The sequence below is a fragment of the Sphingobacterium sp. JUb56 genome (assembly GCF_014191365.1).
GTDB classification, from domain to species: Bacteria; Bacteroidota; Bacteroidia; order Sphingobacteriales; family Sphingobacteriaceae; genus Sphingobacterium; species Sphingobacterium anhuiense.
This window is the reverse complement of sequence record NZ_JACHWL010000001.1, coordinates 1,261,164-1,276,486: the sequence shown is the minus strand read 5'-3', so window position 1 is coordinate 1,276,486 and position 15,323 is coordinate 1,261,164. Positions and strand designations below refer to the sequence as shown.

10 protein-coding genes are annotated in these 15,323 nt (G+C 35.5%); 4 read left to right on the top strand and 6 right to left on the bottom strand.

The features are described 5' to 3' along the window. Positions 1–61: 61 nt before the first annotated feature. Positions 62–1,162 (top strand): redox-regulated ATPase YchF, encoded by a 1,101-nt coding sequence (gene ychF / locus FHR29_RS05120; protein ID WP_021191342.1) that lies wholly within the window; start codon positions 62–64, stop codon positions 1,160–1,162. Positions 1,163–1,218: 56 nt separating this feature from the next. Here ychF and FHR29_RS05115 read toward each other — a convergent pair whose 3' ends face one another. Then, positions 1,219–2,877, bottom strand: coding sequence for a GLPGLI family protein (locus FHR29_RS05115; protein ID WP_183912860.1), 1,659 nt, complete (start codon positions 2,875–2,877; stop codon positions 1,219–1,221). 663 nt (positions 2,878–3,540) lie between these two features. On the opposite strand from FHR29_RS05115, the gene FHR29_RS05110 reads away from it, so the two are divergent. After that, positions 3,541–4,131 (top strand): riboflavin synthase, encoded by a 591-nt coding sequence (locus tag FHR29_RS05110; RefSeq protein WP_132768434.1) that lies wholly within the window; start codon positions 3,541–3,543, stop codon positions 4,129–4,131. Between the two features lie 20 nt (positions 4,132–4,151). Here FHR29_RS05110 and FHR29_RS05105 read toward each other — a convergent pair whose 3' ends face one another. Continuing rightward, positions 4,152–5,960: a chloride channel protein gene (locus tag FHR29_RS05105; RefSeq protein ID WP_132768436.1), complete on the bottom strand. Its 1,809-nt coding sequence runs from the start codon at positions 5,958–5,960 to the stop codon at positions 4,152–4,154. 6 nt (positions 5,961–5,966) lie between these two features. Continuing rightward, positions 5,967–6,905, bottom strand: coding sequence for a hydrogen peroxide-inducible genes activator (locus FHR29_RS05100; protein WP_021189329.1), 939 nt, complete (start codon positions 6,903–6,905; stop codon positions 5,967–5,969). Between the two features lie 143 nt (positions 6,906–7,048). Between FHR29_RS05100 and FHR29_RS05095 the strand changes: the two genes are divergently transcribed. Then, a complete protein-coding gene (locus FHR29_RS05095; protein ID WP_183912856.1) occupies positions 7,049–9,214 on the top strand; it encodes a S46 family peptidase in 2,166 nt (721 codons plus the stop codon). Between the two features lie 78 nt (positions 9,215–9,292). Here the strand turns inward: FHR29_RS05095 and FHR29_RS05090 are convergent, their stop codons facing one another. Further along, positions 9,293–10,519 (bottom strand): FAD-binding oxidoreductase, encoded by a 1,227-nt coding sequence (locus tag FHR29_RS05090; protein WP_183912854.1) that lies wholly within the window; start codon positions 10,517–10,519, stop codon positions 9,293–9,295. Between the two features lie 141 nt (positions 10,520–10,660). Here FHR29_RS05090 and FHR29_RS05085 point away from each other — a divergent pair, with 141 nt between their 5' ends. Beyond that, complete coding sequence (locus FHR29_RS05085; RefSeq protein ID WP_183912852.1) at positions 10,661–10,987, top strand: hypothetical protein; 327 nt, start codon at positions 10,661–10,663, stop codon at positions 10,985–10,987. 77 nt (positions 10,988–11,064) lie between these two features. Here FHR29_RS05085 and FHR29_RS05080 read toward each other — a convergent pair whose 3' ends face one another. Further along, positions 11,065–13,674 carry a hypothetical protein gene (locus FHR29_RS05080; protein WP_183912850.1) on the bottom strand — a complete coding sequence of 870 codons (2,610 nt, stop codon included), beginning with the start codon at positions 13,672–13,674 and terminating at the stop codon, positions 11,065–11,067. Positions 13,675–13,931: 257 nt separating this feature from the next. Further along, positions 13,932–15,149 carry a DEAD/DEAH box helicase gene (locus FHR29_RS05075; protein ID WP_132845471.1) on the bottom strand — a complete coding sequence of 406 codons (1,218 nt, stop codon included), beginning with the start codon at positions 15,147–15,149 and terminating at the stop codon, positions 13,932–13,934. Positions 15,150–15,323: the final 174 nt, after the last annotated feature.

The window sequence follows — 15,323 nt, the reverse complement described above, 5'->3', positions numbered from 1 at the left end:
TACATAGAAAGTTTCGACTTATTTTTTATCTTTGCGTAAATTCAAAAAACTAGCATATTTTATGGCTTTACAATGCGGTATCGTTGGATTACCTAACGTAGGTAAATCAACACTATTTAACTGTTTGTCTAACGCTAAAGCACAAGCGGCAAACTTTCCTTTTTGTACTATTGAACCAAATGTTGGGGTTATCACTGTTCCTGATACCCGTCTTAATAAATTAGCTGAATTGGTTAATCCTCAAAAAATTGTTCCAAATACAATTGAGATTGTTGATATCGCTGGTTTAGTAAAAGGCGCTTCTAAAGGTGAAGGTCTTGGTAATCAATTCTTAGGGAATATTCGTACAACAAATGCAATTATTCACGTTTTACGTTGTTTCGATGACGGCAATGTGATCCATGTTGATGGATCTGTAGATCCTATTCGTGACAAAGAAATCATTGATACTGAGTTACAGTTGAAAGATTTGGATACTGTTGTGAAACGTATTCAAAAAGTAGAAAAAATGGCCAAAACAGGTGGAGATAAAGATGCAAAACGCACTTACGAAATCTTATCTATTGTAAAAGACCATTTAGAAGCTGGTAAATCAGCTCGTACAGCACCTCTTGAAAAAGACGATTTCGATTTCATTCAAGATTTAGCATTACTAACTGTAAAACCTGTATTATATGTGTGTAATGTGGACGAAGCTTCTGTCAATACCGGTAATGCTTATGTTGACCGTGTAAAAGAAGAAGTTAAGGATGAAAATGCACAGGTATTAATTATTTCTGCTCAGATTGAATCGGAAATTGCACAATTAGAAAGTTTTGAAGAGCGTCAGATGTTCTTAGATGATCTAGGTTTAGCAGAATCTGGTGTTTCTAAATTGATCGTGGCAGCTTATTCACTACTGGACTTAGCAACATACTTTACTGCTGGTGTGCAGGAAGTTCGTGCTTGGACAATTGAAAAAGGATTTACAGCCCCACAAGCAGCAGGTGTTATCCACACAGACTTTGAAAAAGGATTTATCCGTGCAGAGGTCATTAAATATAATGATTTTATCGAATTAGGATCTGAGGCAGCTTGTAAAGAAGCTGGTAAATTATCGGTAGAAGGAAAAACATATATTGTTGAAGATGGTGATATTATGCACTTCAGATTCAATGTATAATTAATATTAAAATAATTAGAAAGGGCTGAAAATAAATATTTTCAGCCCTTTTCGTTTTAGTCATATAACAATACACCCGATACATTCCAGCTGCTGAAGCTTGTTCCCTCGCTTTCGCCTTGCGGAATATGAACACGGACAGTATGCTTTCCAGATTTAAGTTTTCCTATATCGATAAAAATAGGATAAGTTACCGTTCCTGGACACCAATTAGAACGACTCAAATCCGAAGAAGATAGACCATTAGCAAAATTTCCGGAAGCAGGATTACTTAATCGATATGATCCACAATCATTACGCCATGGTGTAAAGCTAAATAACGGCACTTCGTTAAGAAATATACGATTTGTTTTAGGGACAAATTCATCACCATTCCCCCATCCACCATGTCCAGTAGTAACATAGCGCAGTTGAACATTTTCCGCATCCTCCTTCAACTCAAAAGTTACTGCCAAACCTTGATCCTTATTGAACATCGTTCCATACTCCTGCCCACCCATTTCCATTACATTAGTAGTATTAAAAATTGGCAGTAATTTTTTTAATGATTGGCTTCTATCAAAACCCGGATGTACCGTCAATTCAAGACTTATCTCATGGCCATTTTTATCATAATTTCCAATAAAAGCACCTACATAAACTTCCTGATCACTGATAGCCCCCGCAAGCTCGCTGATATCCTGTCTATATAATACAGAATCTTGCCAGGTCTTGCCCTTCAATTTTAAATAATTAAATTGACTCACACCAAAAGGTGTAAAGAAGCGCATAAGCTCTAAGATAGGAGAATAATTAGCCGTACGGATCACGCCTTGGTATTTTTTACCATTACCATTATCATAAAACGGTAGCGTATTCATCCCTTTTTGCATACCATCTAAAAAAGACAGTTGCTGATCTTGTGGAATAATAAAAACAGAACCTGTACGATCGTAAGCGTCACCTTTAGATTTTTCAGTCAATTGCACAAATACAGTTTGTCCTGGATTAATCTTTGGAATTTTCACTTTTTTAACAATGACAGTACCATTTGCAAATCTTAAAATACTATCCGATTTACTATCATCAGAGAAGCTGATCTTTTCATTTTTAAAGACAGGAACTTGTGTAAACCTGCTTTTCCACAGCTCATCTTTATAGGTCAAATCATCAACATAAACCAATGACTGCGGCAAGTTTAATGACGTTGGCCATTCCTTTAGTTTTTCTATTTTACTTGCTGTTACTGCAGAATTACCATTACGGACTACTTCAAGTACAAAGCCAAGGTTCTGCCCTAAATCTGAAGGACCACCTTTTACCTTCAGCTCGGTCGTATACCAGATATCAATGCTATTCGAGTTTACACTTGTTTTTGCCCTATAGCAAGTATAGCCTAATATTTTTTTAGTTTCCTTAGTAATTTCCAAATTTTGTTTATTGATCGCATTGTAATCAATTGTACCTATTTGTTTCATTGCATTGACCCGTGTCATCTTATAATAAGCATTTGAAGGTCTTTTAATAACAAAAAGCTCATAAGGCATCTTCGCTTCACCGCTCATAATCTTACGGCTTGTAATCACTGTTTGCTCGGTATTTGCATAAACTAAAGTCGGATCCTGCGATTCCATAACTTTATTGTTACTGGAACGCTGATATTCAACTAAAATGCCTTTCTGAGCATAAAGTGATTGGAAAAAAAAGAGAGATAGAAATAGATATAATATACGCATAGTATGGAATAAATGATTAATCTTCAAATTTAAAAAAATGATTGATAATATGGCTATAAAATAGAAAAGCCTGAGAGAATCGAGCGATTTCCCAGGCTTTAAAGTACCTCTTGAAAGAGGTAATCAACCTAAACCTACGTCAAAGGTAAAATATATTTATTATTCTTACAAAATAATTATTTGAACACTGAAAAAATAATAAGGAAATATAGTGTAAAACGATACATTATTTATTATTTATCAATAAAAAATAAAGCTAAAAATACCATTACTGCAACTCTTTTAACCAGTAATAAGATATTGGTATGCCCCATTTGGTATGGTGTAAATCCAACACAATAACGTTTTTTGAATAAAAAACAGTGAAATCAAAATAAAACCTATATAATTAGAAAAATGACAATATTAAAACTTAAAAGATAAATAATATCGCTATAAATAAATAAAGGTTTTCAAACGGGGAGAATGAAAACCTTTAAAACCAATTATAAACCTAAATTATGATGCAACAAAGATAGTGTATATATTACACTATAACAAATTATTTATTCTTATTTTTTTTAATAATATTAAATTGTAGTGATCTTACTACAATTTAGAATGATTCTAAGTGTTTTTATATCCTCAGATTATCTTTATCTTTGTATAAAATCAGAAAAACACATGTTTACAGGAATTATAGAAACCTTAGGAAAGGTCAAAGATATTGTCAAAGAAGATACAAATATTCATTTGTATATCGAGAGCCAGATTTCCAATGAATTAAAGATAGATCAAAGTGTGGCCCATAACGGAGTTTGTTTAACCGTTGTTGGAATTGAAGAAAATTTGCATCAAGTGACTGCAATTGATGAAACACTGCAAAAAACAAATCTTCAAGATTTAAAGATTGGCGATGTCATGAATATAGAACGTTGTACGCAGGCCAATGGGCGTTTTGACGGACATATTGTACAAGGTCACGTTGATCAGGTAGCAACATGTATTAACAAACAAGATCAAGATGGAAGTTTCGTATTTACATTTCAATATGATCCAAAGCTTCAGAATATCACAGTTGAAAAAGGATCTATTACAGTAAACGGGATTAGCCTGACTGTAGTTAACTCTAAAATTGATCAATTTTCTGTCGCAATTATCCCCTACACAATTGAACACACAAACTTAAAAAATGTAGAAGTAGGTACAAAAGTAAATCTGGAATTTGATATCATAGGCAAATATGTATCAAAAATTATGGCTTTGAGAGGTTAATCTCAAAGCCATATTTCATGTTACTCCAAATAATGTCCTTGTCGCATCAGCAATGCCCTGTACTTATTAAAGACACTTGATTTTGATACAAAGCCGAGGTAATTCCCATCCTTATCAATCACTGGTAATATCCATACATCATCTTTTTTCATCTTAAGCATGACCGACTCCATATCTTCTTCATGTATTTTAACAAGATCAGTAGGTGTTTCCGCTAACTTACTAAAAGGTTGGTCGATACCTTCCTCCTCACCCAATAAAATAGAAAATAACCGTTCGCTATATAAGATACCGAGCAATTTGCCCTTTTCAGTAACAATAGGAAAAATATTACGCTTACTGTGAATAATATCAGACTGTCTCATTTTAGGGGTTTCTTCAGGTCTTAGTATGACAAAATTAGTTTCTAAAACATACCTTACCTTCATCATACTCAATACAGATCGATCCTTGTCCTCGTAAGACAGCAAGTCTCCTGAATCAGCTAAAACTTTCGTATAAATAGAGTATTTCAGTATCGATCTATTAATTAAATATGAAATGGAAGTGACAAGCATTAGCGGTACCATCAATCCGTACCCTCCAGTGATTTCTGCGATTAGAAAAACACCTGTCAATGGTGCATGCATGATTCCACTCAAGGCGCCGGCCATGCCGACCACTACAAAGTTAGGAACATTCAATTCTGTTATTCCTGTCAGATTGACTCCATAAGCAAAAGCAAAGCCCAATAGCCCGCCCATCACCAGACTAGGACCAAAAACACCGCCGTTTCCACCACCATTAAGGGTAAACAGAGCGGCAAATGATTTGGCAAAAAGAGTTAAGACCGAATAAGCTAATATTACAAGCCCGATATCCTGATAATCTGCAAATAGACTATTCTTAACAATGGCATTAAATTGACCATTCAATATTTGCTGAATCGCAATATATCCTTCTCCGTAAAGAGCAGGGAAGATAAAGATCATCAACCCCAATGATATGCCACTAACCCACACCTTATTGTAAGGATTTTTAATATTAGTAAACCAATTCTTTACAATACTGCTGATTTTCGCAAAATAAACAGAATATCCACCAACCAATAAAGCTAACAATAAGTAGAAAAATAGTGCTGATACCTCCCACTCTGTACTAAAAGTGTGAAATAGGGGTTCACTATACAATGATTGTGCAACTACCGATGCCATTGCAGCCGAAATCAGTAACGGAATAAGCACCGGAATAGAGAATTCCGGTAATAAAATTTCGATGGCGAACACCATCCCAGCTAAAGGGCTGTCAAAAGCGCCTGCGATACCAGCTGCAGCCCCACAAGCCAATAGCATCGTCACCTCTTTATATTGCAAGCCAAAAAATCGCCCCGTATTAGATCCGATGGCAGATCCACTCATCGCAATAGGTGCCTCTAATCCACAAGATCCTCCAAACCCAACGGTTATAGCCGAGGTGACTATCTGCGAATAGACATTGTGAACAGGAATCTGACTCGATTTTCTGGAAATGGCATAAATAATCGGTGTTATACCGTGCTCAAGATGTTTTGCCTTTAGCACCTTACGCACATACAAGACACTCAAAAGAATACCTAATAATGGGAAGAATAAATAGAATGAATATTTATAATGCCAATCCACATCATCCTGTAAGGTCGAAGCAATAAAGTGCGTTAATGCTTTTAACACAGAAGCAGCTACCCCACCTATAATCCCGACTACAAAAGCTAAAATAATGATAAAGTTTCGATTCGAAATTTTATGCATCCGCCAATGATTAAGCGCATCTAATTTCCTATTAAGCCTGCCTCTTAATGTTTTACTATTCATTTTATATTATTGAAAACTTAGAACCTCTTTCTTTTTCTTTGATTTAAACTTCTCCGGTATTGCTTCCATAATCTCACGCGATAACGCTTCAATAGCTTGTTTTTTGACAAAATTCTGTGTTGTTACAAGACTTATTTCACGGACAGGTTCCGGAGCTTTAAAATAACGAATCCGGTTTAGCTGATCTTCATTATAATCTACAATAGATAATTCGGGTAATATTGTAATTCCCGAATTGATATCCACCATCTTTTTTAAAGTCTCTACACTCCCGGTATTATATTCAAAACGACCAGAACTATCATAATTATGTTTATGATGGCAGATGTTTAATACCTGTCCACGCATACAGTGACCTTCATTCAATAACCAAAGCTTATCCTCTCCGATATCATCAGAGCTCAACATCTTTTTACCGAAAAGCGGACTGTTTTCCGAAATATATGCAACAAAGTTTTCATAAAAAAGTGGCTTTTCAATTATTCCTGCTTCATGTAATGGTGTCGATAAGATCCCGCAGTCCAAAAGTCCTACTTTCAACTCGTGAACAATTCTTTCGGTGGTATACTCCCAAATTTGTAATTGCATTTTGGGGTATTTATCCATAAACCGTGTTAGAACCGTCGGTAACAAATAAGGGGCTATCGTCGGAATCACTCCTATACGTAACTCTCCGTCCAATTCACCATTTTCATTTTGGACAATCTCCAAAACTTTTTTACTTTCTATCAGAATAATACGAGCTTGTGCAATTATCTTTTCTCCAATTTCAGTAGGAATTACAGGTTGACGGCTTCGGTCAAAAATTTTAACTCCAATAGACTCCTCCAGTTTCTGGATTTGCATACTTAATGTGGGCTGTGTTACAAAACATTTTTCGGCAGCGGCTACAAAGTTTCTATATGTATCAACGGCGACTATATACTCTAATTGAATGAGCGTCATCTTATCAATTTTATTTATACAAAAGTAACAAACATATTTCATACCAAATGATCGAATCGCAATCGAAAGATATGTACTTAATATTTTTTATCTTTGAGCTTCGATCGGACAGAACAATCCTATTTAATAATATATAAACAAACATGAAGTTACTGAATACAAAATCCTGGAGTTTACTCCTACTTTTAGCAACAGCTGCCCCTACTATCCATGCGAAATCTCCTGACGAAGGAATGTTTCCTCTTAGCGAATTGAATAAAGCGGGATTGAAAAATGCGGGACTAAAAATAAATGAAAAGGATATCTATAATCCAGGAAAAGTTGGACTAGTTGATGCTTTAGTACAAGTAAGCGGATGTACGGGTTCATTTGTATCAGGAAGTGGATTGATCATCACGAACCATCACTGTGCATTCTCAGCAGTACAGCTTGCGAGTACTCCCATCAACAACTATCTTAAAAATGGTTTCGTAGCACAGTCACATGAACAAGAAATTGAAGCAAGAGGACTAACTATACGTATTACAGACTCTTACGAAGATGTTTCTGAGAAAATTCTGGCGGCAGTTGCACATATCACGGATCCATCCGAAAGAATAACAATTATTAAGAAAAAGCAACAAGAACTGGTAGAACAGGCTCAAAAACAGGATCCAACGATCAAAGCTGAAGTTTCTGAAATGTTTATCGGTAAGACATATGTACTATTCCGATATAAAACAATTGAAGACGTACGCCTAGTATATATTCCTCGTCAAAACATCGGAGAATTTGGAGGTGAAACCGACAACTGGATCTGGCCAAGACATACAGGAGACTATTCATTCTTACGTGCTTATGTTGGTAGAGATGGAGCATCTGCAAAATATTCAAAAGAAAATGTCCCTTACCAACCGAAGAAGTTTTTAAAAGTAAACCCAAAAGGTGTTAATGAGAATGATTTCGTCTTCATTTTAGGGTATCCAGGTAAAACATTTAGACACCGTCCTGCGCAATATATTCAATATCAACAAAATTTTTTACTGCCTTATGTTTCTAATTTGTATGAATTTCAAAATGAGCGCATGTACGAAGCAGGAAAAACAGATAATGATGCCGCCCTTTACTTAGCGACACGTATTAAAAGAAACGCTAATGTTTTAAAAAACTATAAAGGAAAACTAAAAGGTCTTCGTAATATTGATTTAATAAATACCAAAATAAAAGAAGATCAAGCGCTAAGTACTTTTATCAATAGCAAATCAGATTTAAAAAATAAATATGGTACTCTGATGGATGATATTGATGGCCTATACAAATTAATCAATCAAGACGTCTACAAGGAAATGTGGATGAATAATATCTACACGAGCACGAGTTTAATGCGCGTTGCAAAAGAAATAAATACGTTTAAAGCCGCGATGCTACAACAAAGTACATCACAAGATCAAAATGCTTTTTTTGAAGCTAATATTAATAAGTTAAAAACAAACTTAAAAGGTATCTACGAAAGTTACAGCATGTATGCAGATCTCCGTATCTTTGCTAAGATGCTAGCTGACGCACATGCTTTCCAAGGGAACAATCAAATCGAAACAATTCAAAAACTGAAGTTCCAAGATAATAATCTTGCAAGTGCATATGCCGGGGAACTTATTACAGAATCGAAATTAAATAACAGCGCAGCAGTATTTAATGATATTTTATCAAATAGGACTAATCTATTGGCTTATTCAGATAACCTAATGAAATTTCAATCGTCGTTAGAACAAGATATTCAGCAATTTGCTGTTGAGCAAAAAAGAAGAGATGGAGTGTTAAATAAATTGATGGGAGATTATGTGGCAGTTAAGGAATTGTATCAGTCTAAAAACTTTATTCCTGATGCGAACTCCACATTGAGACTAACATTCGGAAACATAAAAGGTTACTCTCCTGTTGACGCTACTTACATGAAGCCATTTACAACACTAGCAGGTATTATACAAAAAGGCAATCTTGGAGAGGCAGATTTTGAATATCCAGCTGAAATAAAAACTGCTTGGGAAAACAAGAATTTTGGACCATATGTTAAGAAAGAACTGAACGATGTACCTGTTAATATGCTCTATAATATGGATACTACCGGAGGTAATTCAGGATCTCCTATTATGAATGCATATGGCGAATTGATCGGAGTCAATTTTGACCGCTCATACGATGCAACCATTAATGATTTTGCATGGAACGATAGTTATAGCCGTTCGATAGGTGTTGATATCCGTTACGTACTATGGGTAGCAGACAAAATTGACAATGCTCAATTTATATTAAAAGAAATGGGTATATAAGTATCCCCTGCAATAAATAATAAAAGGCTTATCGTATTTCCGATAAGCCTTTTATTATTATTTAAATCTCAAACCAAACTATAAATCTCCATCGTTTGTTAATCTTCCAAACCCAAATATATCCGTACGGTCGTCTTTCTTTCCCAAAATTATATTTCGGATCACCTGTGCGGCAATCATACTAAATGTTATACCATTTCCGCCATATCCCAATGCATAAAGCATTCTTTTTTTACCGGGCCAGCTACCGATAAATGGCAAACCATCTGCTGTAGAAGAAAAAGTACCACACCACGCCATATTGACATCGATAGCAATATCCGGATATAATTTATTGAATTTCTTGACCAGTTTTTTAACTTTTCCCTTTAACAAACGGTTCCGTTTATCAGGATCTCTAAATTCCTCGTCTTCCCCTCCCATCATGATACGATTATCTGCGGTTGTACGCATATAGAAATAAGGTTCCGCAGTTTCCCATATTAAACTTCTTTCTTTCCAAAATTGACCTGTATGAATAGGCTTAGAAACTAGAGCATAGGTTGAATTAAGATTCATAACCTGTTTTGGCAAAAATTGACCCGCCTCAAATCCTGCGGCAATGATCACATATTTACAGCGAATCTTAAACCCATTATTCGTCACTAGTTCATACCCATTTTTCACTTCATAATAATGATCGATCTGAACTGGAGAAAAAATTGGAAGTTGATGTTTTTTTTGATGATACTTAAGAATACCGGTCGCAGACTTATAAGTATCCATTTGTGCAGATGTATCATTATATAATGCGCCAAGACCTGCAATTCCATATTCCTTCTTTAATGCTTTCCTATTTAATAAACGAACAGGAAGGTCATGTTTCACCCTCGCCTCATATTCATCTTTAATACTACTCCATCCTGCCTGATCACTTGCCAGATAACATGTTGAGACACGTTTAAAATCACCCTTCACACCTGTTTTCTCAAATACTTGCTCGATATCTGTAATGGACCTTAAACTTGCACGATAAGCGCCAACTGCACGAGCTTCACCGATGTCCTTAATCATTTCATGAAGAGGAACATCAATTTCATATTGCAACTGTGCTGTACTAGCAACTGTACTGCCATTTGATACGATTCTTTTATCAAAAATAGCACACTTTATACCGTATTCACAGAGCTCGTGCGCAACTAGTGTTCCTGTAATACCAGAACCAATAATTGCCACATCAATTTCATAATCATTTTCTAAGGGATTGTTATAATCGTAAAGCGCATTTTTAATAATCCAAAAAGGTAATCCTGCGTATAAATCCATAAATTGTATTTACAAATACAACATTGGGTTTGGCAATTTGTTTTTTCTTAAAAGAAAAACAACACCAACAAATGAAAATAATAATTCGTATTTCCTAAAATTCAATTAGATTTGAAGGATCATTAACAGTAAATCACAGACATGAATTATCTCTATTTCTTATTATTTTGGATTTGTCAGATCGTTTCAACTATTATTTTTAAATATGGCGGAATTCACCCAAAATACCACTGGTCAGCATTAGTTGCGGGTAATATAATTCTAATCACTGCAAGCTGGTTTCTCATTCAATTATTCAAAACATTTCCACAGCCGATTGTAATTGCCTTGTGTTCAGGGGGCACATTTTTAACAGTTCAGCTGGCGATGGCTCTTGTTTTTAAACAACATTTGACCTGGATGCAGATCCTTGGTTCTACAATCATTGTAATAGGAATGGTGCTGGTGACCTTTGGTGGAAAAGAATAAGCAGTCTAAACCGATATTCTCCATAAATTGTATCAAACTCAGTGTTTTGCAATCGATGGAGAATATTTTAAGTAATTTTAAAAGCGAAGACCAATACTTAAATAAGGACGAAATCCTTCTTTTGAAAAACCTCCAACAGCCTGAATAACTAAAAGATCAGCAGGAATAAAATAAAAGCCACCGCCATACCCCATGTGCCAGCGACTAGAGGATTCGTTTTTCATCCAAACTCTACCCACATCGTGAAAACCAATAAGTCCTACAGTGCCAGGAACCAAATAGGAATCATAACTAAAAACTTTAAAACGTAACTCAAAATTATTATAGAGCATAGTTTGTCCACTGAAACGTTTCGAGTTAAAGCCACGAAGGCTATTTTCACCTCCTAAATGCGCATATTGAAAGATTAATGGATCACCGATCAGTGTTTCAAATCCAGTGCGATTGGCAAGAGTTATCCAGTCGCTTTCATTAGTCTTATAAAAGTTGAAAATAGATCTTAATCTTATAAATTGATTATCGTTGCTCTTTAGCTGTGACTTTGCCTCAATCAGATTATCCCAGAAAATACCTTTTTTGGCATTATCTTTTTGATCACGACTATCGTATTGAACAGATCCTAAAATTCCTGTAAAGAAAAACTTACCAAATACAGGTATAGCTGGATTTTCTGCGGCATACTTTTCAAAAAAATGTCCCTCATTAGCTTCTTCATGGCTCATAATAAATTCTGAAGAAGAACCCATCTTCCATTTCCAGTTTTCAGCAAATTCTCTCTTCAATAAAAAGTTGGCATAAATAACGTCATATCGGTTTCTATAATATTGAATCCCACGTTCTTTACGCTGTTCATAATCTGTATTATTTCCCAAACCAAAAAAGTTTTCTTGGTTTTTAGGTCCATCAGATTCCAATTGAATCAAGAGGTCATTTTTATTCCATATCGATTTAATATCGGCATTATATTTAAAACTAAAGGACTTGCGTCCAGTTGTATAATGCGCCCAAAATTCTTGTTTAAAAGCATAAGGTTCTTTTCGAAAGCCCTGTTTTTCGATCAAATAACCAGCCCCGAACAAAAGGCCTTTATCTACTCCATATTGTAAAGAAGCCAACACACCGGTGCGATCATATTTGAAACTATTTCGATCATAACGATGCACTAAGGTATCATTTGACAATTTTAGATTTATAAAAGGCGTGTTCTTAAAATTAGGTTGAACTTCCTTATCATCATAAATATAAACAAGTTTACCGTTCTCAAAATTAGGGTCTATGCGGTAATCATCCTTCCCCTTACCCCCTATCAACCGAAGCTTTATTTTCGATTTATTTTGACCACGAATATCATATACATCTGAACCATCAAGCCCATAAACCCGTAATTCTTTTGTCTCCTTCGGAAGGAATGTTCTTTTAACCAGTTTCCTCCCTTCAGATCCATCTTTCTTTTTATTTCTGATTTCTAGCTCAAGCGAACCGTCAGTATGATAGTTAAAATAGAAAAACTCATTCTTAGCTGAAGTGGCGATATCAACGTTCTTTGCTAGATCACCATAATAATCTAAAGCAGTAGACATCAGATTATCTCTTCTAGCACGTATATGACCTTTAAGCTGTTCTCCACCCAATCGTACAATAGTATCTGGCATCTGTGCTATTGCTTCATCTATAACAGCATCAGTAACAACCGTTTGTACAAATTTGATCTCCTCTTTCCAATCCTTTCGATCCAAATGGTTTAAGAAATAACGGTCAAAATGTCTTTCATTAAAATTCCACTGACCGACATTGCGAATATGATCACCAAAAGGTTGCAAGTGCGCTTTCAGCCACTGCATGGATAGTAATACCGGAAGTATACCCGATGTTTTATAATACACTTTATCACGGTCTCTTGGTACTGGACTATACACTTTCTTATCGTCAATCTTTTTAGAATCCCATCGCCAATTATCCTCATGACGATCCCAATCTCCTAAAATGAAATCAAGTAGTCTTGCACGCAATGTTAAACGCTGATCCACTTGAATATCATTATCTTCCTCCAACTTTCTTTGCGCTTTAAGTGTATTGTCAGTTTTCGCATCTTCATCCTCCAAAGGGACTCTTGGCTCAAACATATAAGCTCTATTTTTAAATACAGCACGGTGTTCTTCTAAACCTGGATCATCACCAACAAAGACCAGTTCTGGACTAGCATGTGGGATTTTTAATACCCGATTAAAAGTCGGTACAGTTAGCGCTCCAAATGGATGAGCAATCGAAATTTGATCCTGAACAATATCCTTTGCAATCGTATTTCTCAAATGTTCAGGCAGACTCCTTTCCGGAAATTTATTAATAGACCTCAAAACCCATTCTCTACCCGTACTGTCTCTTAAACGTAGCGATTGTGTTTGCATACCTCCACCAAGCTTGACAACAGTAAGACCGCCAAGTTCCTTTTGAAGATGCATGACCCGCATTTTAACCGGCGTATTGTATAGTTCACGATAAGAATCACCTAACCAGAAACGATGCAACTTACTCACTTGATCATATGTAGGATCGATCATGGCAACTGCCGAATCACCTTCCATTTTAAATGACGACTGCCCACATACATGAGATACATTAGTGATGAACAATAGTGTACTTACAATGCTGTAGACATGCTTTTTAAGATGAAGGTTTTGATTATTCATACGGTAATAATTAATACGAGGTCAATTTTGAAACTAAAATACAGTAAAAAATTTAATTGCACTTCTGCTTTTCAATAGAAGTCAACAAAAATCATCACATTTGGTTGTAAGAATAGTGTTATGGGACTTGCCTTATACTTTTTCTTTTACAAATTACAATATAACTGCAGCACTGCACTTTGGATGTTTTGCCATAAAAATGCCCCCAGAAAGCATCTAACTCTTCGGGGGCAAACCTAAATATCAAATTCTTTTAATTAATCTTTCTTAACGAATTTCTTGAATTTTTTCTTTTTAGAAGGTTTCTTCTTTTGATCAGAATAACGTGTTGGATCATAAACCGGTCCTGCAGAAAAGCCTTCAGGTAAATCCAATTTTTCTATGCTTGAACCGATAAGCTCTTCAATTTTTGCAAACCGCGGCTGATCTTTCTGGTTCACAAATGTAATAGCTGTTCCTGTTGTCGCCGCTCGTGCTGTACGGCCGACGCGGTGGATATAATCTTCAGGGTCTGGAGGTACATCATAATTGATAACCAAACTGATACCGACGATATCAATACCTCTGGAAATAACATCTGTACCAATTAATACATTTATCTGCTTCGCTTTAAAACGATTCATGATATCTTCACGTTGTGCTTGCTCCAAATCAGAGTGGAATGCTTCTACTGCGATACCGCTTTTATACAGATCAGTACTCAACCGTTTGACAAACTCCTTTTTGGAAGCAAAAATAATCGTACTCGTATAAGTTGGATTAGTAAGAATATGCTGTATCAATGCCGTCTTTTGGTCATCATAAACCATATAAACTTGCTGATTAATTCCTTCAGAAGGTTTTGATAAGGCAATATTAATCTCGGTCGGATCATGTAAGATCTGCTTAGCCAATGTCCTGATTTTACCTGGCATCGTCGCTGAAAATAAAAGATTCTGTCTCTTTTTTGGCAAAAAGCTGATGATCTTCATAATATCTTCATGAAATCCCATATCGAGCATACGGTCTGCTTCATCCAATATGAAATGTTTTACTTTATTAAAATGAAGTTTTCCTGATGCTAAATGCGCTATTAAACGTCCAGGAGTAGCAACAATAATATTTGCTCCTTCCTTAATTGCTGTCCGTTGCTGTTCATAATCCATGCCATTTCCACCACCATAAACAGCAATTGAAGTTGCCCCAGTGAAATAGCCAAGCCCCATGATTTGCTGATCAATTTGCAAAGCGAGCTCTCTGGTAGGAACTAAAATCAAAGTATTTATATAATCGGATTGTTCTTCAGCTATTTTATGTAAAACAGGCAATAAATAAGAAGCTGTCTTCCCTGTGCCAGTCTGCGCGCAAGCGATCAGATCTTTATGTTGCAACACAACAGGTATGGCCTGTTCCTGTATGGGTGTTGCATCTTCATATCCCATGCTATCTAAGCCTTCTTCCAATGAAGGTGCTAAACCAAATTCTGTGAATTTCAATATTTTTTTCTTTTACTGTAAAAATCAGGATAATGTAGGCTTTTTTTTCTAATTTACCGCATAGAAAATCCAAAAGATTGATTTTTTATTGGAAAATTCATGAATTAGCTGGGAATTATTAAATTAATTTAATGCTAAATAAATAATTGAAAAAATCTACGTAAGGTAATGAAT

Excerpts from the sequence above, each read along its gene's own strand:
- ychF (WP_021191342.1), top strand. The coding sequence starts at position 62 with ATGGCTTTACAATGCGGTATCGTTGGATTACCTAACGTAGGTAAATCA.
- FHR29_RS05115 (WP_183912860.1), bottom strand. The coding sequence starts at position 2,877 with ATGCGTATATTATATCTATTTCTATCTCTCTTTTTTTTCCAATCACTT.
- FHR29_RS05110 (WP_132768434.1), top strand. The coding sequence starts at position 3,541 with ATGTTTACAGGAATTATAGAAACCTTAGGAAAGGTCAAAGATATTGTC.
- FHR29_RS05105 (WP_132768436.1), bottom strand. The coding sequence starts at position 5,960 with ATGAATAGTAAAACATTAAGAGGCAGGCTTAATAGGAAATTAGATGCG.
- FHR29_RS05100 (WP_021189329.1), bottom strand. The coding sequence starts at position 6,905 with ATGACGCTCATTCAATTAGAGTATATAGTCGCCGTTGATACATATAGA.
- FHR29_RS05095 (WP_183912856.1), top strand. The coding sequence starts at position 7,049 with ATGAAGTTACTGAATACAAAATCCTGGAGTTTACTCCTACTTTTAGCA.
- FHR29_RS05090 (WP_183912854.1), bottom strand. The coding sequence starts at position 10,519 with ATGGATTTATACGCAGGATTACCTTTTTGGATTATTAAAAATGCGCTT.
- FHR29_RS05085 (WP_183912852.1), top strand. The coding sequence starts at position 10,661 with ATGAATTATCTCTATTTCTTATTATTTTGGATTTGTCAGATCGTTTCA.
- FHR29_RS05080 (WP_183912850.1), bottom strand. The coding sequence starts at position 13,674 with ATGAATAATCAAAACCTTCATCTTAAAAAGCATGTCTACAGCATTGTA.